The sequence below is a fragment of the Prosthecobacter sp. SYSU 5D2 genome, from assembly GCF_039655865.1.
Taxonomy (GTDB): Bacteria; Verrucomicrobiota; Verrucomicrobiia; order Verrucomicrobiales; family Verrucomicrobiaceae; genus Prosthecobacter.
Window position 1 is genome coordinate 56,902 of the sequence record NZ_JBBYXL010000009.1, and the last position, 24,520, is coordinate 81,421.

The window sequence follows — 24,520 nt, forward strand, 5'->3', positions numbered from 1 at the left end:
CGGCTTACTTCACTTTTGCTTCTCCTAACTTCGCAAGCAGTTCGCGGACGACATCAGGATTGTCGGCGGCGTGGTTGCGGGTTTCTTCGGGGTCGGTTTGATAGTCGAAGAGTTCGATGCGGCCATTTTTACCATCCACGGATAGGCGCCAGCGGTCGGTGCGCAAGGTGCGCTGGTTGGCGGTCCAAAATCCATGGGCAGGCTTGGCGGAGGGGGCGGCGGGATCTTCCAACTGCGGGCGCAGGCTGTGGCCATCCAGGCTGGCGGGAGCAGGCAGGCCGCAGAGGTCGGCCAGTGTGGGGAAAAGGTCCACAGTTTCAACCGTCGCGGCGCTGGTCTGGCCGGGGGATTTGAGACCTGGGTGGCGGATCATCATGGGCGACTTCAGCGCCCGTTCATAGAGGCAGTGCTTGCCCCAGATGGCGTGCTCACCCAGCAGGAAACCGTGGTCGCTCCAGAGGACCACAATGGTGTTTTCCTCCAGCCCGGCCTCGCGCAGAGCGGTGAGCACACGGCCCACCTGCGCATCCATGTAGCTGATGCAGCCGGCATAGGCCTGGCGCATGAGGCGCGCATATTCGGGATCGGTTTCCGGGTCACGACCGGCTTCATGACCATAGTTGCCGCGAAACTCGCCGCCGTCATACCATCCGGCTGGCCAGTCCGGTTTGGCAGCGACTTCCGGCTTAGGATCGGGCACATTGTCAGCATGCAGATCATGCCATTTTTTGGGTGCGGCAAAGGGCAGATGAGGTTTGAAAAAACCGACACCGAAGAACCAGGGTTTGTCCTGTTTGGCCAGCGCCTTCAACGTAGAAACAGCCTCCGCCGCCACCCACGCATCCGGGTAGGCTTCATCCGGTCCGTCAAAGGCCTGCCACGGGGGCGACTTGCCGCGCTCACGGGGCACGCCATTGGCATAGCCATGCATCATGCCTTCGGCCGTGGTCCAGGGCGCTTTGGGCACCCAGCAGCGGTCCCAGGCGCCGGGCAGTTCCTCCGGCCCCACCATCCAGTCCTTGCCGGTGAGGCCGCCGGGATAGTGGCTGATCTTGCCCATGGCCAGGGTCTGATAACCATTCTGCCGAAACACCGCCGGCAAGCTCTGCGCACCCCATTCCTTTTGTGTTTTGGCCACCGCATCATTCGTGACATGAGCAGGCACGGTGGGATAACGCCCGCGCAGAAGGGCACAGCGCGAGGCTCCGCAGGTGGGCACCTGGACATAGTGCTGGCTGAAAACGCGGGCCGTCTGCGCAAAAGCATCCAGTGAGGGCGTCTTCGCATGGGCCACGCCATAAGCGCCGAGGTCGTTGCGAAGGTCATCCACCGCGATGAACAATACGTTAGGCTTCGCAGCCATCGCAGCGTGTGCGGCGAGAAAGGAAAAAAGAGTGAGCAGAAATTTCATATCATCATTTGGTGATCAAGATCCAAGAAAAGGCACAGGAGTGGCTGAATCAGACCGGAGCCACAGACTTGGGGTAATACCTACAGAGACTTCGCAAAGTGAACGGAGCCACCCACAGCCACCTAACCATTATTGCTTTTTCGCCTTCTTGCCCTTGCCTTTCCCCTGCCCTTTACGCGCAGCCGGAGCGGGAGGCGTGGGCAGGCTGTCATCAGGCTGGTTGGAAAAGCGCCAGGGATCATGCAGGCGGCGCATCTCGCTGAGCAGGAGGGCCTGCATTTCGGCCAGCTTTTCAGCATGGGCGGGATCTTTGGCGAGATTGACCTGGCCATCCGCTGGCGTGAAACCGGTGAGAGCGGCCACCTTCGCATCATGATGCTGGGCCAGCAGTTCATCCGGGTTTTCCTTGAGGTTAAAGAGCTGCGTTTCGCTGACGGACCGGTCTGGAGCTTCGTATTGAATGAGCTTCCAGTCCCCCTGCTTCACACAACGGATGCCCGGTTTGCTGCCGCCGGAATACGCGCCATAGAGAACATCCCGGACGACGGTCTTTTCACCAGTGAGGACCGGTTTGAAGCTGCTGCCTTCATTGCTTTCCGGAGCAGTGATTCCAGCCAGGTCACAAAGAGTGGCCAGGATGTCAAGCAGGTAGATGTTGCCCTCCACCCGGCTGCCAGGCTTGATGCCAGGACCTTTCACAATAAAGGGCACGCGCCAGGTGTGCTGATAGAGGTTCTGTTTGCCCATGAGGCCATGGCGGCCAATGGACATGCCGTGGTCTGCGGTGTAGATGATATACGTGTTGTCCAGCTCGCCCATCTCCTCAAGCTTCTTCAGCACGCGGGTGATCTGCTGGTCAATGTTATCACTGCAGGCATACTGGCGGCCGATCTCATTGCGGATGCTGGCCTCATCCCGCCGCCCCCATACGCCGCTTACCTGCTGTTCATCACGCACATCCGCATGAGTCATGTCAAAGGGATGCGCAGTGAGGTAGTTGGCGGGCAGTTTGGGCTGCTTGGAATGCAAAGACGGCGCGGTTTCCGGATCGTCATGATTGGTGGCACCATATTTGGCCAGCAGCTCCGGTTTGCCATCGCGGGTGTCATGCGGATGTGAAAAGCCGTAATAGATGAGGAAAGGTTTTTCATCCTTGGCAGCCTCGCGTTCGCCCAGGTAATCCATCACCTGCTGGGCATGCCAGCCGCTGCCATTCTCCTCATCGCCACCGCGTTTCATCGCATCCCGCCGGACCGTGAAGAGGGCATTGGCGGCCTCATAGCTGTTCCCGGTTTTGCAGGTGCGCATCGTGGCGTATCCAGCACGATTGAAGACGGCGGGCATCGTCTGCTGCTCCAGGTTCGGAGGGCAGCGCTCGGCCGCCCAGGGTGCCTGGGGCAGATGCCACACCGTGCGCCCGCTCATGATCATGTGCCGCGACGGCGAGCACACCGCGCCGCTGAAGGAGCCCATGTGATAAGCCCCGTCAAACACCATGCCCTCCGCCGCCAGACGGTCCAGCGCCGGGGTCTCCAGCTCCGAGGCCGGATTGTAAATCTTCAGATCAAAGGGCGACTGGTCATCCGCCAGGATGAAAAGAATGTTAGGCCGCTTTTCAGCAGCAGAGGCGCTGGAAAACAGCGCACAGGCGGTGATGAGGACGAGCAAAAGGGACGAAAGGACTTTCATTGGGAAAGGGGAACGGAGGCAGAAGGTTGGACGCGGATGGGAACGGCCTCCACGCTGGCACCTTGCACAATTCTGAACCTGCCGGTCAAACACGCATCATCCCTCCGCCTTCAGAAAGGCGATCAAATCCGCCAGATCCTGGGGCGTCAGTGTCGCCTCCAGCCCTTCCGGCATGAGGGAGATGCCCAGGCTCCTCAGCGTGGTGATGTCCTGGCGCAAAATGTTGCGCGAGCTGCCATCGGGCATCTTGAAATTCACGCTGGAAGCGCTTTCGGAAGCAATGAGCCCGAAGAGCTGCTCGCCGCTGTTGAGCGTGCAAGTGTAAGCATGAAAACCAGGCTGGATGTCCAGGTTCGGATCCAGAATGTTGACGAGAATTTTCTCCGCCGGATGCGCGCCCACCGTGCGCAGATCCGGCCCGATGGCATTCCCTTCGCTGCCATAGACATGGCAGGCGGCACAGGCTCGTTGATACACCGCGTGCCCCCGCTTCTTATCAGCGGGCAAGGTCAGCGCACTGTGATATTTCTCCACCACCTGAGTGCGCGAGGGAGACCCGGCCAGGTTGAACAAACCGGATGCCTGTTGTTGCAGCGTTTTGTTAGGGTGGCTCGTCAGGCGCAGACGGCGGGTGGCATCCAGATCACGCGCAGCGAATTTTCCCGCTTCCACCGCCGCCAGCAGATGCCGCGTCCAGCTGTCCCGGGCCAGGATGGCATCCAGCGCCAGGCTGCGCGCCTGCGGCAGCAGGCTTTCCCAAAGACCCAAAAGATTCTCCGGCACCGTATCCGGGCCATGCGTGACCAGGAGGTCCAGCGCCAGGCGCAGATCATCCGGAGCGGTGGCGGGATGCAGCAGCGTCATCAGATGCTGCAGCGCCTGGTCGCGAGCCGACTCCTGCCGGATGAGCAGGGCCGCTGCGGCAACCTTCACCCTTTGATTTTCCTGCGGTCTGGATAAAGCGGCCGTAGCCTGAGCAAAAAGGGATTCGGCATTGCCAAGCATCACCGAAAGATCATCACCAGTCTTTTCATCACGAAGCGCGGCAAGGGTGGTCTGCCGCTCACGCAGCATGTCCATCAACCGGCCTAACAAACTCCACGATTCCTCCTGGCTCATTCCGCCACTGGCTTGCAGCGCAGGTCTCAAAAGCACGGCCAGAGCCTGCCTGCGTCCTTCCCCCAGCGCCATCTTCATCAGCGGATCCCGCGAATGGGGTCCTGCGGATGCCGCCAGCGCATCCAGATGCGGCAAAGCCGAGCTGAGGCAGGCGACACGGATGAAAGCATTGTTCTCATGTTCCCTCAACATCCCTGCAAGGACCTCCCCTGCCCCGGCCTGTGACCATTGGCCCAGGCTGAAGGCGAGTTGCAAACGCACCTTGGCATCCGGGTCAGACGCGAGCGACCAAGCCGCTTTCAGAACTGCGCTGTCATCAAAATCTTCCGCCATGCGCAGCGCATTTTCGCGCACACCGGGGTGTGCATCCTTAAGTGCCGTCAGCACATCTTCAACCTGTAAGGCCCGCAAGCCGTCCAGCTTGCAAAGGGCCTGCAGTCGGGTTTGCGGCCTGCCCGCTGTCCTGGCCAGCTCTCTCAGCTGAGGCAGAATGCCAGTTTCTGATTTCCAAAGAAGCATCTGTTGAGCCTTGTCACGCACCCATGAATTTGATGAATCCAATGCCGTCACAAGGGCAGCGGCGTCAAGCGAGGCAAGCTTTGCAAACGGGGGTATTTCCGCCCCCTGCCGGGTGACCCGGTAGATCCGCCCCAGATCATCACCTAACCGATAATGCGGCAAAAGATCTGCCTTGCCTTCCTCCGGCAGCCACTGCGGATGTTCGATCATGTAACGGTACATGTCCGCAATCCACAGCGCCCCGTCCGGCCCGGTGCGGATCATCACCGGCCGGCACCAGCGGTCCTCGCTGGCAAAAAAGTCCGGTTGACCGTCTGCTTCTGGACGCCGCGCGGAGAAGGTCACGCCCTCAGGTTCCAGTTCCAGATGCTGCACCAGATTATGAAAAGGCTCGGCAATGAAGGCATCCCTGCGATCCTCTCCAAACAGCAGGGAATCCCCATAAATCATGCCGCTGCATGCGGACGTGTAGCGCCCGGCCTGCTTGAAATTGTGGTAGCGTTTTTCCGGCGCGCTGATGGGATACACAGGCGGATTGGAGCCGCCCGGCAGTTGCACCCGTCCCTCAGGCGCGGCCAGATGAGGATTGCGTTTCAAGTATTGCTCCGGCAGCACATAGTGCCACAGCGGATGCGAATTCTGCGTGCCAAACCAGTTTCCCCAGTCATCGCGGTTGCGGCCAAACTGTGCAGGTCCGCTTTGGGCCTCCACCTCGCCAGTATCTGGCCGGATACGAAAGTCCCGGCTGCCGACCATTGTCTCCTTGCCAGTGCGTTTGGATAGCAGCCGCGTATCGGCTCCATGCCTGCCGTTGTGACCGCCCGCCGCCACATACACCCAGTTGTCCAGCCCCCAGCGCAGGCCGTTGGCACGCAGTTGCTGGTTGCCCTCGCTCAGGCCGGTATAAAGCACCTTCTTGATGTCCGCCTTGCCATCACCCGTGCTGTCTTCCATGTATAAAATATCCGGTGCGGCCGTGATGATGCAGCCGCCCCGCCAGGTGAGGATGCCATTGGGAAAATTCAGTCCATCCGCAAAGACACGGCTCTGATCATACACACCGTCTCCATTTACATCCTCCAGGATGCGCACCCGGCCACCTGCCGCGCCGCTGTCATCCAGGCCGAGTGGATAATCCGCCATCTCCACCACCCACAGCCGCCCCTGGCCATCCCAGTCAAAAGCCACCGGGTCCAGCACCAGCGGCTCAGCAGCCACCACAGCGGCTTCATAACCCTCAGGCAAGTGCAGGCTTTGCAGACTCTTTTCAGGAGACATCGGTTCAGAGTCCGGCTTCTTCGCAGGCGGTTTCGGTGCCGTGCGCTCCGCCGCTTTGAAATGCGCCATCACCTGCGCTGCTGTCAGCGCATGAGGATAAAGAGCTACTTCATCCAGCTTTCCCTCCAGCCCGGCAAACCCGTCGCAACGCCCGCCAAAGAACACGCTGCCTCCGTTTTCCCGCAAGGTCCATTCCGCCTCCGCCTCGATCTCCACCTGCCCGTCCAGATAGACCGTGAGCTTCTTCTCATCCCGCACCAGCATCACATGATGCCAGTCCTTGAGCGATAACGGAGACTTGCCAGCAACCACTTTTCCAATCCCGTTACCCGTGTAAAAAAACAGCCGTCCAGGACTGACAACGCCACTCGTGCCGCCGATGCCCAGATGCTCCCCAAGCGCACGTTTGTCACCGTCCACACCGCGTGAAAAAAGATACCCGGTCACCGGACGCACATCTTCCGGCAGCCCGTTCCAAAACCACAACTCGGCGCTGTATTGCCTGCCCAAATCCGCCTTCTGGATATGCAGACGCCCACCTGCCACATGCACCGCCCGGTTGATCTCAGGCCCTGTAAAAGGCGATGGTTTTTCAGGCGGCGCCGAAATCTCACCGCCCTTCCGTTGCACCCCCGGCAGGCCATAGGCCACACCAGGTTCCCAAGCAGCGTCCAGGTCTTTCGCCGCCGCCCGGGGTGAAGGCCCCGCCAGATCATTCAGCCGCCAGTAGGCCAGCGGTTCATCCTTCATCACCGCCTCACTGTAAGGGCTGGCGGCATCCACCAGTGGTCGCCGTGGTTGCCCGCCCGATACCTGCTCCAGCAGGCCCAGCACCGCCTCCACGATCTTGGGCTCGGCTTCCACTTCCAGTCCGGCAGTGCGGGCAGGCCAGGTCGTGTAGCCGCCCAGGCGATGCTGCTCCGGCGGCGGAATGTATCCTTCCGCACCGTTGGCCAGTTCAATATTAAACGTGGCCGACAGCGGACTCTGCGCCTTGATCTTCAATCCAGTGATTCCATACACTTCGTTAGGCATGGCAGCGATGCCCAGCCCGCCGATTCTCAGCGCTTGCAGCACCACTTCCGTGCGCGGATTTTCATGGATCCACACCGCCTGTTCGGCATAGACCTCCGGCCTGTCCTTGGGCGGCGTATCACCGCGCTTTTCATTGATCGGCTTCGCCCATTCGAGCCTCTTTGGCGATGGCACCCGCCGCCCCATTGGCAGACGCGTTTCCGCCATGGCCAGCGGCACGTCCGCCTCGTGACGGATGCCTTTATAAGCCTCCAAGCCAATCGCAGCCAGGCCCTCCGCATACTGCTGGCGCGTGTAGCCCTCCCGCTTCGCCTGACTGTAGTCCATCCAGTGCAGATCACCGCTGGTGCCTTGGGAAACTATGCCCACAGCTTCGCCTCCCAGCCCTTTTTCCAATGCCCGCGCCACGTCCCCAAAATAGTCCGCCGAAAACCCACCCAAATTCCCAAAGTAATGCATGGAAAAATTCGCCAGCACACACAGCGGCTTGTCATTCGCCGCATCAACCAGGCTGAGCAAAGAGAGCTGCGGATCGGTGGGCCCCGATGGCCCCACGTAATCTGGATTCAGATAACCCGGATGCATCATCGCACGTACGGTCTTCTCACCAAACGGGTCCACATCCATCTTGTCGCCTCGGCGGATCCAGCGCCGACAGTTCGTATAACCATGAGCATCCACCGCCGTCCATCCGGCCTTCGCCGGCCGCATCTGGCTATGGGCTTTGACAATAGCCTCCGCCACCTGCGGGATCATTTGCGCCGTATAGACTTCATCCTTCCGTGTACCCAGGCACATATTCATCGTCCCCGGAGCGGAGTGCGTATGCGTGGAAGAAATCAGGATGCGTCCTGACGGGATCCCCGTCTCCTGCGCGACCCGCGCCTTGATGGCATCGCACACATCCGTCGGCAGCATGCAGGAATCCACCACACAGATCACCAGCGTTTCCTCCCCCGACTTCAGCGCCAGCGCGCGAGCATAGAGCGGATCATCCACCCGGTTCCACAGCACCTGGGTAAAGCCGCCATTGCGGATGGCCGGCAGCTTTTTCGGCGAAATGTCCGTCGTCGCCGCACCCGCCATCAGCGGAGCCGCCTCAACCTCGCCCGTCAATAAAGCCAGCGCCAGAAGACCCAGCCACACCTTCATGACAGCGTGCCTCCTTCGAGCGGTTCAAAGTCAGCCTCCAAAAAGTCCTCCACCTCCGCCAGCCACCGCTCCTGAACAAAAGCCACATGCTCTGGATGCTGGCTGTAACCATCGTAGGCCGCCTGCGAATCAAACCGCATCGTGATGCCAAAAGCATGCGGGTTCTTCGCACTCGTCTGGCGGCGGATCGCAAAGTCGCGTACACCGGGCAAAGAGGCCAGCGCCGCAGCCGCTTGTAAAAATCGCTGCTCTTCTACGGAGCCAGATGCGTGTTTGAGAAGAAAAGTTACCGTGTGTTCGATCATAAATTCAGATTCAGATGGAACGGGTTTCGTCGTGTGAAACACAGTAATTTTTTCACTCGCTGTTAAAAGATACTCAGGATCACCCAGGGAGGAGCATTGGGAACGTTGACCACGACAGCTGACCAAAGAATCCAGTCGTCATCTTTTCCTGCGGCGAATGAATAGAACTCTGCCCGTGTCCAATCCACTCCGGGGTTCAAATGCTTTTCAAGATGCTCCCGCGCCCATTCGAGTTCCCAGTCCTCTGGAGACAATCTCTGACCTTCATCCAGACCGGCTGCCAATTCGGACACCTGATATACATGCGTGTTCTCACGCCTGAATCCCGTTGAATGAAGCAGACGCACACCCTCCTTATGCGACACCAGCCCTGACTGGACCAGTCTCTCGATCATCCTCGCCTCATGGCCAAGGACACACCTAGCCATGAACATCAGGACCAACAACCCCAGGCCACCCAGGATGAACAAGCCAGGTCTATGACGGGAAAGAAATCGTGTCATCGGTAGTTCAGCAATTGATCACGAACGTTGATAACCTGTCGCATCCCATTTGCCCAGCCTCTTTCCCTCATCCATAAATGCCCCATGCCGGAAACCCTGCGCCACATCCTAGCCTCCGAATCCCCCCGCTCCTCCATCATCGTCCGTGGCTGGGTGAGGACCAAGCGTGAATCCAAATCCTGTGCCTTCCTGGAAATCACGGACGGCTCCTGCTTTCGCGGCCTGCAGGTCGTGGTTGATGCCACGCTACCCACCGCCTCCCTGCTGGCCAGCGTGCTGACCGGCGCCTCAGTCGAGGTCGTGGGAGATCTCATCGCCTCCCCCGCCGCCGGGCAGAAGTGGGAACTGCAAACCACCGAGCTGCGCCTGCTGGGCGAGGCTGACGCCACCTATCCGCTCCAGAAAAAAGGCCATACGCCCGAGTTTCTCCGCACCATCGCCCACCTGCGCCCGCGCACCAACCTCTTTGGCAATGTCTTCCGTGTGCGCAGCCGCATGGCTTTTGCCGTGCACCGTTTTTTCCAGGAGCGCGGCTTCTTCTACGTCCACACCCCCATCATCACCTCCAGCGACTGCGAAGGTGCGGGCGAGCTCTTCCGCGTGACCACACTCAAGCAAGGCGCTGCCGCGAAACCCGAAGACGACTTCTTTGGCCGCCCCACCTACCTGACCGTCAGCGGCCAGCTTCAGGGCGAGACTTTTGCCTGCGCACTGGGCAACATCTACACCTTCGGCCCCACCTTCCGCGCGGAAAACAGCAACACCGCCCGCCACGCAGCGGAGTTTTGGATGATCGAGCCTGAGATGGCCTTTTACGACCTCCTGGCGGATATGACCCTCGCCGAAGAACACGTCAAATACCTCGTGGATGCCATGCTCACCGAGTGCCCGGAGGAGCTGGAATTCTTCAACAAGTTCGTTGACAAAGAATTGGTTAGCCGCCTGCAACAGACACTCGACAAACCCTTCGAGCGCATCAGCTACACGGAGGCCGTGGACCTGCTGTTAAAATCCGGTCGCAGCTTTGAGCATCCCGTCGTCTGGGGGGAGGCCCTACAGACGGAGCACGAGCGTTTCATCGCCGAGCAGCACGTGCGCGGCCCGGTCACCATTTACAACTACCCGAAGGACATCAAGCCCTTCTACATGCGCCAAAATGACGATGGCAAAACCGCCGCCGCCATGGACCTGCTCGTCCCCGGCATTGGCGAGATCATCGGCGGCAGCCAGCGCGAAGAGCGACTGGACGTCCTGCGCGCCGCCATGCAGCATCACCAGCTCAATGAGGAGGACTACCGCTGGTATGTGGACCTCCGCCGCTATGGCAGCGTGCCCCACGCCGGATTCGGCCTCGGTTTCGAGCGCCTGCTCATGTTTGTCACCGGCGTGAGCAATATCCGCGATGTGATTCCCTTTGCGCGTACACCGGGTCATGCGCCGTATTAATAATGACGAATGACGAATGACGAATGCAGAATGCAGAATGAACAGTGAACTTTCCAGAGCAAAACAAGCCGCCCCATTGCCACGAATGACCCGTCTCCGTTTATTCGTCATTCGTTATTCGTCATTCGTCATTTTCCTTTCCCTTTTTGCCTTCACGCCCTCTTACTCCCAAACAGGCCTCAAATTCCAACTCGTCCCCGAAACATCCGCCATCATTCCCGGTCAGCCCTTCCGCGTGGGCCTGTTCATCCAGCATGAAAAGGACTGGCACACTTATTGGCGGCAGCCGGGCATCGTCGGTGTGCCCACCAGCCTGGCCTGGGAGCTGCCGGAGGGATTTACGGCGGGTGAGCTAGAGTTCCCGGAGCCGGAGAGCGTGCTGATGTTTCACATCAAAGCGCAGGGCTATGAACGCGATGTCCTGCTGCAAACGGAGATTCGGCCGCCGGCGGATTTGCAGCCCGGTGAGAAGATCACCCTCCGCACCAAAGCCACCTGGATGTGCTGCGGCAACACCTGCCACCCCGGTCATATGGGCCTGTCTCTGGAGATGTCCGTGGCCGAAAAATCCACTCCCAATCCGCAATGGCAGCCCCTGTTTGAAAAAGAACGCGCCGCCTATCCCCGCCCCAGCGAGGCCTGGACCTCCACGGCGGTCGAAGACGGCCTGAAGATGACCCTCACCCTCTTCCCTGCCCCCGGTGCCCGCCCCTTCACCCCGGATGAAAAGGTCCTCTTTTTCACCGAAGACGGCTGGATCAACAGCGACGAACCCCAGCCGCAAACAGTGAGCCCGGATGGTGGCCTCACCCTGCATCTCACCCGCGCCGACGTCTTCCTCGGCAAGACCATTCCAGACAAACTCCACGGCCTTCTCCAGCGCGAAGGCGGCTGGGTCAAAGGCCAGACCTGGCGCAGCCTTCAAATCTCCCCGGAGATTCAGCGGATGAAAGAGGCCAAAACAGATCAGGAGTGACCCGCACGCTGGCGGAATCATTGCCCCTTCGAAGCTCCCCAATCACCGCATAAATGCGGTACTCCGAACAGCTTCACACCAGCCCCCGCCGCACAAGCGATTCCTCCATAGCCTGCTCCACCAGCCGTACGGCCAGCTCCTGCGTAGCATCGTCTAGCGCCTGGTTCGCCGCTTTCAGCGCCTTCACATCGTGCTCCGGTGTGGTGAGCACCGCTCGCACCTGCGCCGCCGCCGCTTCAATCACCGCCTTCTCTTCCGGCGTCACTGCATCGCCGAATTGACCCAGCGCCGCCTCCACCGCCGGCAGCAGTTCCTCCGCCTTCAGCCGGGCCTCCGTCCACACACGTTCGTTCATGTCCTCAAAGGCATACTCTACGCTTTCGGCGATCATCTGCTCCACGCGCTCATCGTCCACATTCACCGCTGTATTCTGAATGGCCAGCACCGTATCCGTGCCGGTGGCCGTATCCCGCGCCAGCACCTCCAGGATCCCGTTCGCATCAATGGCAAACTGCACCCCCACCCGCGCGCTGCCCTTGGCACCGGGAGGAAAAGGGATCTCGATACGCCCCAGCTCCCAGTTGTCCTTGGCCAGCTCACGCTCTCCTTGCAGCACCCGGATCAGCATATCCTTTTGGTTAGCCACCGCATTGGTAAACATCTCCCCCGCCTTGCAGGGAATCGTGGAATTGCGCGGAATGATGATGTTCATCAGCCCGCCAAACGTCTCGATGCCTAACGACAAGGGTGTCACATCCAGCAGCAAAACATTCTTCAAAGACCCGCTCAAAATCCCCGCCTGAATCACCGCCCCCAGCGCCACCGCCTCATCCGGATTTTGCGAGGTATTCGGCACCCGGCCAAAGATCTCTTCCACATAACTCCGCACCAGCGGGATGCGCGTACTGCCCCCCACCAGGATGACCTCGTCCAGCTCCTCCGGCTTTACCTTGGCATCGCTCAAAGCCCGCAGACAATGCGCACGGGTGCGCTCGATGAGAGGCCGGGCAAGTTTGTCAAACGCTGCACGGGTAAGTTCCACGCTGAGACTCTGCACCCCGTCAAAAAAAGGCAGCTCAATGCGCACCTCTTCCTCCGTGGACAGCCGCTTCTTCGCCGCCTCCACCGCCCCAAGGAGTGAGGCCATCCTGCCTTCATCATGAGGGCTGGAAGCCCTCACACCTTGACCTTCTTGACCCCCTTGACCCTTCAGCACATGCGCCACCACCGCCCGGTCAATGTCATCCCCGCCCAGCTGCGTATCTCCCGCGGTGCTGAGCACCTGGAACACCCCGTCGCGCATCTCCAGCACACTGATGTCAAAGGTGCCCCCGCCCAGGTCATACACCGCGATTTTCTTGCGCTCATCCAGCTTGTCCAGCCCATAGGCCAGCGCCGCCGCCGTCGGCTCGCTGACGATGCGTTCCACAGTCAGACCGGCCAGCTCACCGGCCTGCTTTGTGGCATTGCGCTGGGCATCATTAAAATAGGCTGGCACCGTGATGACCGCCCGTGAAACCGGCTGCTCCAGCGCCCTTTCAGCAATGGCCTTCAGCCGCTTCAAAATATCCGCAGACACCTCCACCGGACTCGTGTCCAGCTGCCGCAGATCATACGGCGGCTGCCAGCCCCCCTCCCCCGCCCGGCGTCCGATCAGACGCTTCACACTGGTCACCGTGCGCTGCGGCTCCAGCGCCCGTTTGCGCAGCGCCGCCGCCCCCACAATGTGGCTGCCGTCGGCACCATAGTTGACGGCGGAAGGCGTCAGCCGCTGGCCTTCTTCATCAGCCAGGAGGATGGGAAAACCACTGTCCACCACCCCCACGAGGGAGTTGGTGGTGCCGAGGTCAATACCAAGGATGGGCGAGCCCTCCGTAGCCGCGCTCGCCAAAGCGTGTTCCTTTGTACCGAGGTCAAGGCCAAGGATGGGGGATGAATCAGGCATGTCTTTCCCTCCTCATAGCCACGCCTTTAGTGAAAAGACAAGGAATCGTTGCGCACCGGGGATTGCCAAAACCGATCATCTCTGCCAGCATTCGCGCCCATGCAGACCCTATTGACTCCCCTCGCCGAAGGCAAATGCCTGACCGAAGCCCAAGTGCGCGAAGCCGCCGCCTTTCTGGTGGACGAGCAGGAGTCTCCTGAGACCAAGGCCAATTTCCTCCGCACCCTCGCAAAAAAAGGCGAGACGCCGGCCGAGATCGCCTGCTTCGTGCAGGAGTTTCTGCGTCTGGCCGTGGATCCCGGCCTGGACCGCGACAAGCTCCCCGGCCCCATGCTGGACGTGGTGGGAACCGGCGGTGACAAACTGCATCTCTTCAACATCTCCACCACCGCCATGTTCATCCTGGCTGCCGGCGGCGTCTGCGTGACCAAGCATGGCAACCGCGGCGTCACCAGCAAAGCCGGCGGGGCCGATGTCCTGGAGGCCCTGGGCATCCGCATTGACCTGCCCGTGGAGCGCGTGGCACGCGGCATGGAGACCAACGGCCTCGGCTTCTTCTTCGCCCCCCTGTATCATCCCGCCTTCAAGGCCGTGGGCGAAGCTCGCAAGCTCCTCGCCGCCGAGGGCCAGCGCTCCATCTTTAACCTCCTGGGTCCCCTGCTCAATCCCGCCCGCCCCGACTACCAGCTCCTGGGCGTCTTTGATCCCGCCTTCACCCGCTCCTTTGGCGAGATCCTCATGACCCTCGGCCGCAAAAGCGCCTGGGTCGTCCACGGTACTGGCAATGACGGCGGCGGCATGGATGAACTCTCTACCCTGGGTGAAAACCAGGTCTGCCAGGTCAGCAACGGCACCCTCACGGAAACCACCCTTGATCCCGCCAGCCTCGGCTTCGGCCCAGCCCGCCTGGAAGACCTCGTCGGTGGCGATGCCGCTGAAAACGCCGCCATCATCGAAGGCATCCTCGATCATACCCTCAAAGGCCCCAAGCGCGACATCGCCGTGCTGAACGCCGCCGCCGGCTTCGTCATCACCGGCATCTCCCCCGATCTTGCCGAAGGCAAATCCCTCGCCGAATCCCTCCTCGACCGCGGTGCCGCCCACGCCAAGATGGTGGCCATGCGGGACTGGTGTTGAGCAGGCTTCAGGCTGGAGCTGCCCGCCTTGTCTTGTTGACTCGCCCGGGTCCTCTGTCTAATAAGCAGCCGTACCATGAACGAGTCGGAAAGACGCATCCTCGCTGCCCAGGGCTATGTGGAGCTTGGTCTCCATGAGGAGGCGCGGGCGGAGCTCGCTCACCTGCCGCTGCACGCCGCAGACCGGGTGGATGTGATCGAGCTGACCGTGCTCTGCCACATGGGCGACCAGCGCTGGGCCGAGGCGCTGGTGCTGACCCAGAAGCTGTGCGAGCTGGAGCCGGAGGAGCCGGGCGGATTCATCCATGCAGCCTATTGCCTGCATGAGCTGGGCCATACCACGGAGGCGCTTGACCTGCTAGCGAGGGGACCGGTGACGCTGCGCACCAAGCCGGTATATTATTACAACCTCGGGTGTTACCTGGCCTGCTTGGGTCAGGACGAAAAGGCCCTGAACCTGCTGAAGCAATCCTTTGAGATGGATGGCAGCCTGCGCAGCCACGCCCGCAAAGACCCGGATCTGGACCGGCTGCGCCCCCTGCTGGAAAAGCCCTGAAAATGCACGCCATCACCGATTCAGCCCTGACCACCGTCAAGGAATGGTTTGAGGAAAACTTCCGCAGCCGGGGGGAGCTGGGGGCGTCTGTGTCCATCTGGCAAAACGGCATCGAAGTGCTTTCCTTAGCGCATGGATTTTGCGACCGCCAGAGCACCCGGCCCTGGACGGCGGACACATTGGTTCCGGTCTTTTCCTCCACCAAGGCCCCGGCGGCGGTCTGCTGCCTCATGGCGCTGGAGGAAGCCGGTTTACCGCTGGACAGCGCCGTGTCCGAGGTGTGGCCGGAATTCGTCGGCGGCGGCAAAGGGGAGATGCAGTTCGCGCACCTGCTCTCCCACACCGCCGGGCTTTGCGCAATGGATGAGCGCGTGCCCATCTTTAACTATGAGGCTGTGGTGGAGGCCTTGGAGCGCCAGGTGCCGCTGTGGGAGCCGGGCACGAAGCAGGGTTATCACGCGCGCACCTTTGGCTTTTTGATGGATGAAATCGTGCGCCGCATCACCGGCGTGGATTCCTTGGGGCTCTACTTTCGCGATACCTTCGCCACCCCTATGGGCCTGGATTTCTGGATCGGCCTGCCGGAGCAGCATTGGCCCCGCGTCTCGCCCGTGTATCCGGGGCGGATCAGCATCGCCAACAGCGACCAGCCTTTCTTAAAAGCCTATAACAACAGCAGCAGCCTCACGCACCGCACCTTCGTGAGTCCCTTTGGACTGAATGCGGTGAGCGAATACAATACGCCCGAGCTTTGGGCACCCGGCTTTGCCAGCATGGGCGGCGTCGGCACCGCGCATGGCCTGGGGCAGTTCTATGCCATGCTCGCCCAGGGCGGCCTGTGGAAGGGCCAGCGGCTCGTTTCCGAAGCCGTTTTGAAGCAGTTAGGCCACACTCTCTCCCAAGAAGAAGACAGTGTGCTGCTCACCCCCATCGCCTTTGCCGCCGGCGTCATGCAGGACCCGCTAAGCGAGGACGGCAGCAAGCTGCGCCAGCACTTTGGCCCCAGCCTGACGGCCTTCGGTCATCCCGGTGCCGGAGGCAGCCTCTGCTTCGCCGACCCTGAAAACCGCATCGCCCTGGCCTACGTGATGAACCAGATGGAATTCGGTACCCTCCCCGGCCCGAAGGTGCTGGGCATGGTGGAGCGGCTGTACGCCTGAGGAGCGCATACGCCCCCGTCCGCATCAGGCCCAGTTCGCAGTGCACAGCCCTCAGTTCTCAGCATTCGTTCCCGCTTTTCGGGCATCAAAGCCGTATGGATACTTCATATGTGTTTGATGGAGATTATAAAATCAAAACCAATGTATACTAAATTTATCCGTAAAGTGAGACTGGCATGGGGGGAACATGACCTTTTTTGTCTTTTTGCATCAGTGGTAACTTTTTTTCTTATCGTCATAGCACCGGTGTTTGTTTCATCTTCATCATCAGGAGAATCTAGCCCCGAAGTTAGCTTGGTAGGCGCATTTATTGGCTTGGTATTGATAGTGGTGATCGCACTTTTTTCTGTAACTTTCCCTGCTTGGATAATTGGTTGTTTTATGAAACAAAGATAAAGGGGAATCGGGGTCAGGTTGATGACTATTGACATATGGGCAACCCATAGCAGGCACGTCATCCCTGCCAGCCTTCAGGACATCCTCACCGCCTTTCGCCATCCCGGTGCCAGTGGCAGCCTCTGCTTCGCCGATCCCGAAAACCGCATCGCCCTCGCCCTCGCCCTCGCCCTCGCCCTCGCCCTCGCCCTCGTCCGCATCAGTCCTCAGTCCTCAGTCCTCAGTCCTCAGTCTTCGTTCCCTCCCTGCGGGATCATTCGTCATTCATTTCCATCCCTCCCTCAATCGCTATACGCAATGAAGACGAAGAGGATGATGAGTCCAATAATCACCGCGATCGTGATCTTCACCCAGCTCAGCGGGTATTCGCCGGTGATCTTGCCGGTGACGCCGTTGACGGCCACCTGGTAGTTTTTGGTGCCGTAGGTATAGGACAGGAGCCAGACGGGAAGCAGGACGTGTTTAAACGTCTGCTCGCTATACGTGGGGGAGATTTGCAGGTTGCGCTGGGTATCGCCCGGGACTTCGCGGGAGCAGACCTGACGCAGCAGGGCATCCATGCGTTGGCGGGACATCTGGGCCGACTGGATGAGGTCAATCTGATACTGCTCCACCACCCAGCCGGAAAGATAACCGGCATCATAGGGCACCAGCTCAGACGTCGTGGGAAACGGCTCCAGCGCACCGAGCAGTGGCGCATGGACACCTTTGGAGGCAGGTACCAAAACGTCGTCAAAGTCCTCGCTGACATGCCCGCTAGCGTGTTCCCAGCGGGTGCGCCTCTGCTGGCGGCCCTGGCTGTCGCGGACGTAATAATGATAACCCGCCTCCGCCTGCCAGGGGCACTCGGCATGGGCGTCAAAGGTCCAGTAGGGCAGGTAAAGGCCGTGAAGGGTATCCGTGAGGGCTTTGTTGCTCAGATTGCTCCGGGCCCAAAAATGACTGCCATACCAGCGGCGGATGTCTTCGCGCACCTGACCCTCAGCGATCTTAAACGGCAGCAGGCTGCCGGGCCGGATGGGTGCCTGCATGTCCGCCACATCCAGCAGGGCAGAGGAGCCGCAGAAGTCACAGCGCTGCGCCACCCGCTTTTCATCGAAGACGGAAATGGCCTGGCAGCTCTGGCAGCGCACCGTTTTCCGCTGCGCCTCCCAGCCGCGCTGATCGTCCGGAATGGCCCGCAGCGCGGTGACCAGGTCGTTCTCCTCAATGAGCGACCCGTCCGCCTTCAGCTCCGCCGGGGAGACGGTGCCGCAGTAAGGGCAGACGAGGGCCTTTTTGGCCGGAGTCCAGACGGCTTCTCCCCCGCAGCCGGGGCAGGCGAACTTGCTGATGGCGGTGACTTCAGACATGCGCAGCCAAGTGACCTGAGACCGCTCGGGTGCGCAAATCAAAAGCTTGGTCGAGTGGCTTTTGTTACAGCTTCCAGCCCTCGCGCGGCACACGGCTGATGAAGCGGTTGGCCGCCTCGTTATTGGTGATCTTCATGGCCTTGGCATCCCAGGTGATCTTGCCGTCTGCGCGGAAGGCGACGTTGCCCAGGTGGTTGGCCTCCGTCAGCGGCCCGGCATAACTGAAAGGACTGCCGGTCGGTGTGCCGTTTTTGATGGCGTTCAGCCACTCGATGTGCTGACCGGGAGAATCGGCGATGAAGGGCTTGGGCCGCTGGAAGTCCACAAATGCGGCCTCAGGCAGCAGGACATGTTTGTTATAATCGGAAAGCAGCATGCCCTTGTCGCCGATGAACAGGACGCCGTTGTTCCACTGGCTGATGAAGGGATCGTTCTTCCACACATCCGGCTTATGGCTGCCCTGATGCCAGTGGATCTTGCAGGCGGGCATGTCGCCGCGCGGGCCGTATTCATACACAGCGGACATGGACGCCGGAGCGATCTCCGGATGCGGCTCAGGGCCAAAGGCTTCCACCGTCAGCGGCGCATCCAGCTTCAAAGCCCAGAACGGCAGGTCGTTCCAGTGGCTGCCCAGGTCGGACATGGTGCCATTGCCGAAGTCCCACCAGCGATACCACTTCGGACCGGGGAAATAGATCTCGTTATACGGGCGGTAAGGTGCCGGACCGAGCCACAAGTCCCAGTCCAGATACGGCGGCGGGGTCTGCTCCTCGGTCGGGCGTTCGGTCACAAAAACGATGTCCTTGTTGGCTTCCGCCTCCTCCTTCGTCTGGTGGCCCCAGGCGCGGGAAACACACACATGCGCGTCCGTGACATTGCCGATGGCACCGCTCTGGATGAGCTCGACGACACGCCTGTAGTTAGGCATGCCATGGATCTGCGTGCCCATCTGCGTGGCCACTCCGGCCTTGGCCGCCGCCTCCGTGATCAGGCGCGCTTCGGCGATGTCGCGCGTCAGCGGCTTCTCACAATACACCGGCTTTCCGGCCAGCAGCGCGGGCAGCGTGGCATAGGCATGCGTGTGCTCGGTAGTGCTGACGACGACGGCATCTATGTCCTTGGACTCCTCATACATCTTGCGGAAGTCGCGATAAGATTTGGCCTTCGGAAAAGCGGCAGCCGCCCGGTCCAGATGCTGGCTGTTCACATCGCAGATGGCCACCACGTTTTCCGTGGGCTCCTGGGGAGCGGGCACCGCTTCCCCTTCTTTCTTCGGACCTTTGGGATACAGCGCCGTGCCCACCAGCTCCTTGATGTTGCTGCCCGCACGCCCCCCCACGCCAATGAAGGCCAGGTTCACCCGCGCATTCGGAGACCGGGAGCTGACGATGGCAGGGAAACCCAGGGCCGCTCCGGCCAGCAGGGAGCTTTGGGTCAAAAACTGACGACGTGAAGAAAGAGGTCGGGACATGCGGAAGGAACGCCCTTGCGCCCGCCGGTCTTGCGGATCAAGACGCAGCCTCTTTGGCAATCAGCGCTTCCAGCTCCCCGGCAGCCTTTTCCCAGGCGGTTGTTTTCGTGGCGATGCGCGGTTCGATCTGCTCCATCTCCTGGCTCAGCGCCTTGAACTTCGCGGCATCCGCATAGGTGGCGCCATCTTGCAGCAGTTCCACGAGTTCCATCTTGCGCTTGTCCAGAGCGGCGAGTTCTTCCTCGATGCGGGCCACATTTTTCTCCAGGTCCTTGCGGCCTTTGGCGCGGTTGTTGCGGGCCTCCGCCTCCAGGCGTTTTTGCTCTTTGGACTTGGGGGGCGAATAGGCCTTTTTGGCCGGTGTATCCCAGGCTCCCGGCTGGCTGTTGGTCAGGCTGGCGGTCAGCGCCTCACGGGCGGAGGTGGCTTTGGTCTTGTCCAGGTAATACTGGTAGTCCCCGGCATAAGGCGTCAGCACGCCGCCGGCGATATGAACCACCCCTCTGGCCATCGCGCGGATAAAGTGCACATCATGGCTGATGAAAACCAGCGTGCCTTCATAGTCCTCCAGCGCGCCGATGAGCGCATCAATGCTGCCCATGTCCAAATGCGTCGTCGGCTCATCCATCAGCAGCAGGTTCGGCGGATCCAAAAGCAGCCGCACCAGCGCCAGTCGGGACTTCTCCCCCCCGCTCAGCACGCCCACAGGCTTGAACACATCATCCCCATGAAACAGGAAAGAGCCTAACAAAGTGCGACACAAATTTTCCCCCGGCCGGCTGGGCAGGTCCATGGCGGACTGCAAAACGGTATGCTTCATGTTCAGCACGTCACCACGATACTGCGCAAAGTAACCCTGCTTCACATTGTGACCGAGATCCCGCTTGCCGCCCTGCGGCGTCAGCGCCCCGGCCATCAGCTTCAGCAGCGTGGATTTCCCAGCGCCGTTAGGCCCCACCAGCACCAGGCGCTGGCCCCTTTCGACTTCGAAATCCAGGCCATGATACACCGGCGTCTCACCGTAAGCAAAATCCAGCCCTTTCAGCGTCAGCACCCGCTGGCCGCTGCGGGGCGGCTGCGGGAAGCGGAACTTGACCGTCTTGGCCGCCGCCGCCGGGCCTTCCAGCTTCTCCATGCGGTCAATCATCTTCAGCTTGTCCTGGGCACGGGAGGCGAAGTTGGCCTTGGCCTTGAAGCGGTCCGCCCATTGCTGGAGCTTGGCGATCTCCCGCTGCTGGTTTTCAAATGCGCCCTTCATCTGCTCCTCACGCGCGGCTTTTTCCACCAGGTAGGAATCGTAGTTGCCGCGATAGCGGTTCACCTTGCTGTGGGCGATCTCCAGGATGGCATCCGTCAGCGCATTGAGGAACTCACGGTCATGGGAGATCATCAAAATGGCCCCCGGATAGCTCATCAGGTAATTTTGAAACCAGATGAGGGATTCCAGATCCAGGTGGTTGGTCGGCTCATCCAGCAGCAGCAGGTCCGGCTCCTGCACCAGCAGGCGCGCCAGATGCGCACGCATCACCCAGCCGCCGCTCAGGGTGCGGGCATTCCGGTCGAAGTCGGTCTCGCGGAAGGCCAGTCCCTTCAGGATGCGCTTCGCCTTCGGCTCCGCCTCCCAGCGGCTGTGCTCGTGGCAGTGGCTCGTCGCCAGCTCCAGCACCGTCATGTCATCCACAGGGGCGCTTTCCTGCGGCAGGAACCCAAACTCCAGGTTCTTTTCCATCGTCACCAGGCCGTCATCCGGCGTCGTCTCCCGCAGCAGCAGGGAAAAAAGGGTGGACTTCCCTGCCCCGTTGGGTCCGATGAGGCCGATCTTCTCACCGCGATTGATATGGAAAGACACACCGCTGAAGAGGGTGCGGCCTGCATAAGTTTTACTGACATTGGAAACAGAAAGCATGGGGGGCGCACTCTGTGCCCTCTGGCGGGGCGGGAGTCAAGGCCCTACGGAGTGCGGCCCCGCGTCCGCATCCGGGGCCGCTTTCGCCAGAGTGCGCAACTTCAGGACAAAGGGCGTGTTTATCTGCCTTGCCGCCCTGGCCCGTGAGGTTCAGGGGTTGCGCTCCCCTTGATCCGATGAAAATTACCGCAATGACACGATTTCTGGCACTCCCTGGCCTTTTGATGGCACTGGCCCTCGTCGCCCAGGCGGAACCACCGCCTCCGCCCAAAGGGGAGCGCGGGGACAAGCCGCCAGGCTTTGGCCCGCCCCGTGGCGGTGAGCGTGGTGGGGATCGCGGAGGCGAGCGAGGCAGTGATCGCCGCAGCGGCATGCCCGGCTATGGAGGCCGCCCGCCCATGCGCCACGACGGTTTTGACAAACTGCCGGAGGAAGAGAAAAAGCGTGTACGCGAAGCCCTGGACAAGGTGTGGAGCCGTCCGGAAGTGATCGCGGCCAAGGACAAGGCCATGCGCGCCAATGAGGAGATGCGCGACACCATCCGGGAATCCCTGGGCAAGATTGATCCAGGGGCTGCGGCCATTTTGGCACGCATCGAACCGAAAGACCATTTCGACCCCCGTGACCTGCCCCGCCTGCCGCCCCCGGATTCCGCCGAATTTCCCGACATCATGGTGAAGCGCCTGGGCATGGAACTGATCAGTTTCTCCCGTCCGGAAAGGCGTGAAGATACCCGCAAGCTGCATGAGCGCGTCATGGCCCAGCCACAGGTCGCCGAGGCTGTCGCCCGTGTCGTCTCCACCACCGGTGAAGAGCGGATCCAGGCCGTCCAGAAGCTCCGCGAGCTCTATCGCGAAGCCGTCGGCCGGGAATTCCACGCTGCACGTGAAAAACGTGAAGCAGAAGAAAAGGCGAAGCAAAAGTGATGCGGACATTCACTTCGCGGCTGCGCAGCCTGCCTGCAACGATTGACGAGGGACAAGCGATCACCCACGGGCATCTCAACGGAAGGCACCCTTTGGTGTATTCCGAATTCAGACCATTGCAGGCAAGAGTGCCCGCATCACTTAACCTTACCGGATCAGCCCGCGTGCGATGATCGCATCCACGGGGTTGAGGTCATCGGTAAAGACCTGGCCGTTGGCGGGCAGGTAGCGGACCGGAACGTGGGTGCGCAGAAGCCGGGCCTGCCAGGTGCTGGCGGGGAAATGCTGGTCCACAATGAGCGGGGCCATGTCGTGATGGGAAGCCAGGATGATGACGTTTTGGGTGACGGTGCGGTCCCCCTGGACGGCGAAGACTTGCAGGTGGGGGAAGACCTGGCGCAGGGTGGCGAGCATGCCTGCCAGCAGCTCCGCCTTGGGCCCCTGGACGGCGGAGATGACGTTCATCGTATAAACACCCTCAGGGGTGAGGTGGTCGGAAACGAGCTGGAAGAACTCCCGTGTGGCCAGATGGGCCGGGATGGCGTGCATGCCGTTGTAGGCATCGCCAAAAATGAGGTCCCATTTTTTGCCGCCGCTAGTGCGCAGATAGTGGCGGGCATCGCTGGCATGGGCGTGGACGTTGGGGTATTCATCCAGCTTGAAGAACTTGCGGCCGGCCTCAATGACCTCGGGATCCAGCTCGGCCACGTCCACGGTGGCTTCAGGGAAGGTGCGGGAGACTTCCTCAGGCATGCCAAAAGCGCCGGCACCGATGAAGAGGGCGCTGTTCAGAGGACGGTCCTGCAGCATGGCCAGCCGCCAGTAATGCTGATAGGCCAGGATGAGCTCGCCGGTATCCGGGTTCATGCCGCCTTCATGGGTGGAATCCAGTTTCAGCAGGCGGCGGCGGTTGGGGCTGGTGCCTTCTTCAGAGACCTGGATACGATGGTAAAAGGATTCATGCTCATAGATGACACCCTGAACCGGGGCAGGGCCGGTGAGGCCGCCGACAAGGCCTGCGAGGAGGCACATGGCGACGACTTTCGTCATCCGGGCAGCCCCTGTGCCTGCGAGGAAAAAAGCCAGCAGAGCGAGCACCAGCAGCAGCACCGCTGTGCCGACAAAGATGCTGCGCACACCGAAGGTTCCCAGCAGGAAAAAGCCGGAGAGGAAGGTGCCCACAAAACTGCCCAGGGAGCCGAGCATGCTGATGGTGCCTGCCGCGCCGCCGATGTGGGTATCGGCAGAGGTGAGGCTGTAAAGGCGCACAGCAGCGGGAGACACGGCCCCAAGCAACGCACCGGGCACGGCCAGCAGGAAGAGGGAGAACATGACCGGTCCATCAATGAGGCCGGCTTTGGCAAAGGACGGACCGAACCAGGTGCTAAGCGCGGGGATGAAGAAGGTGAGAAAGGCCACTCCTGTCAGCAGCCAGCCGAGCACATCAAGCCCGGCGCGCCGGTCCGCCAGCCGCCCGCCCCAGTAGCCGCCGATGCTGAAAGCGATAAGGATGACGCCGATGAGGGCTGTCCAGGTATAAACGCTGTTTCCAAACAGGGGCGAGAGCAGACGCGCGGCGCTGATTTCAATGACCATCAGAGAGGCCCCGGACAAGAAGCAGGCCGCGCCGAGAAAGAGGCGCGTGAGGAAAAGGCTGCTGGAGGAAGCCTGGGGAGAGGCGGGAGATGGAGTGGCGGGGGTTTTGGCCATTTGGAGGAAGTCTTGGGGTGAAAGGACTTGAGTGCTCAGTTCGCAGTGTCCGGTTTTCAGTAAAGGGACTGCGGTGGATTTTAATCGTTGTAGAAGACGAGGCTGGCGATCTTCCAGCCCTCGGCGGTTTTGACGAGCGTGAAGTAATCGGTGCCGGTCACGGTTTCGCGGCCTTTGGTGAGCTTCCAGCGGACGGCGGCCTGGGAGACGCGGTCATCGCCCGTGATCTGGATGTCGGTGGGTACCTCGGTCATGGGCACGGGGGAGCGTTCGTGGCCCAGCTTCTGACCGTGGATGAAATCGGTCAGGCCCTGGCTGCTCATCTGGCCCCCGTCTTGCACGAAGCTGATGCGCGCGGTGCTGTGGAAGCAGGCCGCATATCCGGTCATGTCCTTGGCAGACCAGGTGGAAAAGTAACGCTGCAAAAACGTCTGGATGGCCGCCTCATCCGCCGGACCGGCCTGGCTGCAGGCACAGAGGAAAAGGCTCAGCAAAAGGGCGGACAACAGACGCATGAGAAGGAGGGGCT

18 protein-coding genes are annotated in these 24,520 nt (G+C 60.9%); 6 read left to right on the top strand and 12 right to left on the bottom strand.

What is annotated here, in order from left to right; translation table 11 throughout:
* Positions 1-4 precede the first annotated feature (4 nt).
* The 5 genes from WJU23_RS16225 to WJU23_RS16245 form a co-directional block, all read right to left on the bottom strand.
* Positions 5-1,411: a sulfatase gene (locus WJU23_RS16225; RefSeq protein ID WP_346333651.1), complete on the bottom strand. Its 1,407-nt coding sequence runs from the start codon at positions 1,409-1,411 to the stop codon at positions 5-7.
* 129 nt (positions 1,412-1,540) lie between these two features.
* A complete protein-coding gene (locus tag WJU23_RS16230) occupies positions 1,541-3,100 on the bottom strand; it encodes a sulfatase-like hydrolase/transferase (RefSeq protein ID WP_346333652.1) in 1,560 nt (519 codons plus the stop codon).
* Positions 3,101-3,196: 96 nt separating this feature from the next.
* The gene (locus tag WJU23_RS16235) at positions 3,197-8,203 is read right to left on the bottom strand and encodes a PVC-type heme-binding CxxCH protein (RefSeq protein WP_346333653.1); all 5,007 of its coding nucleotides are present in this window, start codon (positions 8,201-8,203) and stop codon (positions 3,197-3,199) included.
* Positions 8,200-8,508, bottom strand: coding sequence for a Dabb family protein (locus WJU23_RS16240; RefSeq protein WP_346333654.1), 309 nt, complete (start codon positions 8,506-8,508; stop codon positions 8,200-8,202). The genes WJU23_RS16235 and WJU23_RS16240 overlap by 4 nt, the downstream gene beginning before the upstream one ends.
* Positions 8,509-8,570: 62 nt before the next feature.
* Entirely contained in the window at positions 8,571-8,903 is a 333-nt protein-coding gene (locus WJU23_RS16245; RefSeq protein ID WP_346333655.1) for a hypothetical protein, read from the bottom strand.
* Positions 8,904-9,095: 192 nt separating this feature from the next.
* Between WJU23_RS16245 and asnS the strand changes: the two genes are divergently transcribed.
* A complete protein-coding gene (asnS, locus tag WJU23_RS16250; protein WP_346333656.1) occupies positions 9,096-10,457 on the top strand; it encodes an asparagine--tRNA ligase in 1,362 nt (453 codons plus the stop codon).
* 85 nt (positions 10,458-10,542) lie between these two features.
* Positions 10,543-11,433 carry a protein-disulfide reductase DsbD domain-containing protein gene (locus tag WJU23_RS16255; RefSeq protein ID WP_346333657.1) on the top strand — a complete coding sequence of 297 codons (891 nt, stop codon included), beginning with the start codon at positions 10,543-10,545 and terminating at the stop codon, positions 11,431-11,433.
* A 73-nt stretch (positions 11,434-11,506) separates the two neighbouring features.
* On the opposite strand, the gene WJU23_RS16260 is transcribed toward WJU23_RS16255, so the two are convergent.
* Positions 11,507-13,378, bottom strand: coding sequence for an Hsp70 family protein (locus tag WJU23_RS16260; protein WP_346333658.1), 1,872 nt, complete (start codon positions 13,376-13,378; stop codon positions 11,507-11,509).
* 99 nt (positions 13,379-13,477) lie between these two features.
* Here WJU23_RS16260 and trpD point away from each other — a divergent pair, with 99 nt between their 5' ends.
* The 3 genes from trpD to WJU23_RS16275 all read left to right on the top strand — a co-directional run bounded on the left by trpD (position 13,478) and on the right by WJU23_RS16275 (position 16,230).
* Positions 13,478-14,515, top strand: coding sequence for an anthranilate phosphoribosyltransferase (trpD, locus tag WJU23_RS16265; RefSeq protein ID WP_346333659.1), 1,038 nt, complete (start codon positions 13,478-13,480; stop codon positions 14,513-14,515).
* A gap of 75 nt (positions 14,516-14,590) precedes the next feature.
* A complete protein-coding gene (locus WJU23_RS16270; protein WP_346333660.1) occupies positions 14,591-15,070 on the top strand; it encodes a hypothetical protein in 480 nt (159 codons plus the stop codon).
* 2 nt (positions 15,071-15,072) lie between these two features.
* A complete protein-coding gene (locus WJU23_RS16275) occupies positions 15,073-16,230 on the top strand; it encodes a serine hydrolase domain-containing protein (RefSeq protein ID WP_346333661.1) in 1,158 nt (385 codons plus the stop codon).
* A gap of 104 nt (positions 16,231-16,334) precedes the next feature.
* On the opposite strand, the gene WJU23_RS16280 is transcribed toward WJU23_RS16275, so the two are convergent.
* From WJU23_RS16280 to WJU23_RS16295, 4 genes are all read right to left on the bottom strand, one after another.
* Positions 16,335-16,661: a hypothetical protein gene (locus tag WJU23_RS16280; RefSeq protein WP_346333662.1), complete on the bottom strand. Its 327-nt coding sequence runs from the start codon at positions 16,659-16,661 to the stop codon at positions 16,335-16,337.
* 246 nt (positions 16,662-16,907) lie between these two features.
* Positions 16,908-17,978 carry a zinc ribbon domain-containing protein gene (locus WJU23_RS16285; protein ID WP_346333663.1) on the bottom strand — a complete coding sequence of 357 codons (1,071 nt, stop codon included), beginning with the start codon at positions 17,976-17,978 and terminating at the stop codon, positions 16,908-16,910.
* 64 nt (positions 17,979-18,042) lie between these two features.
* Entirely contained in the window at positions 18,043-19,449 is a 1,407-nt protein-coding gene (locus WJU23_RS16290; RefSeq protein ID WP_346333664.1) for a Gfo/Idh/MocA family oxidoreductase, read from the bottom strand.
* Between the two features lie 37 nt (positions 19,450-19,486).
* Positions 19,487-21,355 carry an ABC-F family ATP-binding cassette domain-containing protein gene (locus WJU23_RS16295; protein ID WP_346333665.1) on the bottom strand — a complete coding sequence of 623 codons (1,869 nt, stop codon included), beginning with the start codon at positions 21,353-21,355 and terminating at the stop codon, positions 19,487-19,489.
* Between the two features lie 191 nt (positions 21,356-21,546).
* Here WJU23_RS16295 and WJU23_RS16300 point away from each other — a divergent pair, with 191 nt between their 5' ends.
* Positions 21,547-22,281, top strand: coding sequence for a hypothetical protein (locus WJU23_RS16300; RefSeq protein ID WP_346333666.1), 735 nt, complete (start codon positions 21,547-21,549; stop codon positions 22,279-22,281).
* A 147-nt stretch (positions 22,282-22,428) separates the two neighbouring features.
* On the opposite strand, the gene WJU23_RS16305 is transcribed toward WJU23_RS16300, so the two are convergent.
* Together WJU23_RS16305 and WJU23_RS16310 are read right to left on the bottom strand one after the other, a co-directional pair.
* Positions 22,429-23,991 carry a fused MFS/spermidine synthase gene (locus WJU23_RS16305; protein WP_346333667.1) on the bottom strand — a complete coding sequence of 521 codons (1,563 nt, stop codon included), beginning with the start codon at positions 23,989-23,991 and terminating at the stop codon, positions 22,429-22,431.
* An 80-nt stretch (positions 23,992-24,071) separates the two neighbouring features.
* Positions 24,072-24,506, bottom strand: coding sequence for a nuclear transport factor 2 family protein (locus tag WJU23_RS16310; RefSeq protein ID WP_346333668.1), 435 nt, complete (start codon positions 24,504-24,506; stop codon positions 24,072-24,074).
* Positions 24,507-24,520: the final 14 nt, after the last annotated feature.

Bases quoted from the DNA above. Each gene is read 5' to 3' on its own strand.
- WJU23_RS16240 (WP_346333654.1), bottom strand. From the start codon at position 8,508: ATGATCGAACACACGGTAACTTTTCTTCTCAAACACGCATCTGGCTCC.
- WJU23_RS16290 (WP_346333664.1), bottom strand. From the start codon at position 19,449: ATGTCCCGACCTCTTTCTTCACGTCGTCAGTTTTTGACCCAAAGCTCC.
- WJU23_RS16300 (WP_346333666.1), top strand. From the start codon at position 21,547: ATGACACGATTTCTGGCACTCCCTGGCCTTTTGATGGCACTGGCCCTC.
- WJU23_RS16280 (WP_346333662.1), bottom strand. From the start codon at position 16,661: ATGTCAATAGTCATCAACCTGACCCCGATTCCCCTTTATCTTTGTTTC.
- WJU23_RS16255 (WP_346333657.1), top strand. From the start codon at position 10,543: ATGACCCGTCTCCGTTTATTCGTCATTCGTTATTCGTCATTCGTCATT.
- WJU23_RS16260 (WP_346333658.1), bottom strand. From the start codon at position 13,378: ATGCCTGATTCATCCCCCATCCTTGGCCTTGACCTCGGTACAAAGGAA.
- WJU23_RS16310 (WP_346333668.1), bottom strand. From the start codon at position 24,506: ATGCGTCTGTTGTCCGCCCTTTTGCTGAGCCTTTTCCTCTGTGCCTGC.
- WJU23_RS16305 (WP_346333667.1), bottom strand. From the start codon at position 23,991: ATGGCCAAAACCCCCGCCACTCCATCTCCCGCCTCTCCCCAGGCTTCC.
- WJU23_RS16275 (WP_346333661.1), top strand. From the start codon at position 15,073: ATGCACGCCATCACCGATTCAGCCCTGACCACCGTCAAGGAATGGTTT.
- trpD (WP_346333659.1), top strand. From the start codon at position 13,478: ATGCAGACCCTATTGACTCCCCTCGCCGAAGGCAAATGCCTGACCGAA.
- WJU23_RS16230 (WP_346333652.1), bottom strand. From the start codon at position 3,100: ATGAAAGTCCTTTCGTCCCTTTTGCTCGTCCTCATCACCGCCTGTGCG.
- asnS (WP_346333656.1), top strand. From the start codon at position 9,096: ATGCCGGAAACCCTGCGCCACATCCTAGCCTCCGAATCCCCCCGCTCC.
- WJU23_RS16245 (WP_346333655.1), bottom strand. From the start codon at position 8,903: ATGATCGAGAGACTGGTCCAGTCAGGGCTGGTGTCGCATAAGGAGGGT.
- WJU23_RS16225 (WP_346333651.1), bottom strand. From the start codon at position 1,411: ATGAAATTTCTGCTCACTCTTTTTTCCTTTCTCGCCGCACACGCTGCG.
- WJU23_RS16235 (WP_346333653.1), bottom strand. From the start codon at position 8,203: ATGAAGGTGTGGCTGGGTCTTCTGGCGCTGGCTTTATTGACGGGCGAG.
- WJU23_RS16295 (WP_346333665.1), bottom strand. From the start codon at position 21,355: ATGCTTTCTGTTTCCAATGTCAGTAAAACTTATGCAGGCCGCACCCTC.
- WJU23_RS16270 (WP_346333660.1), top strand. From the start codon at position 14,591: ATGAACGAGTCGGAAAGACGCATCCTCGCTGCCCAGGGCTATGTGGAG.
- WJU23_RS16285 (WP_346333663.1), bottom strand. From the start codon at position 17,978: ATGTCTGAAGTCACCGCCATCAGCAAGTTCGCCTGCCCCGGCTGCGGG.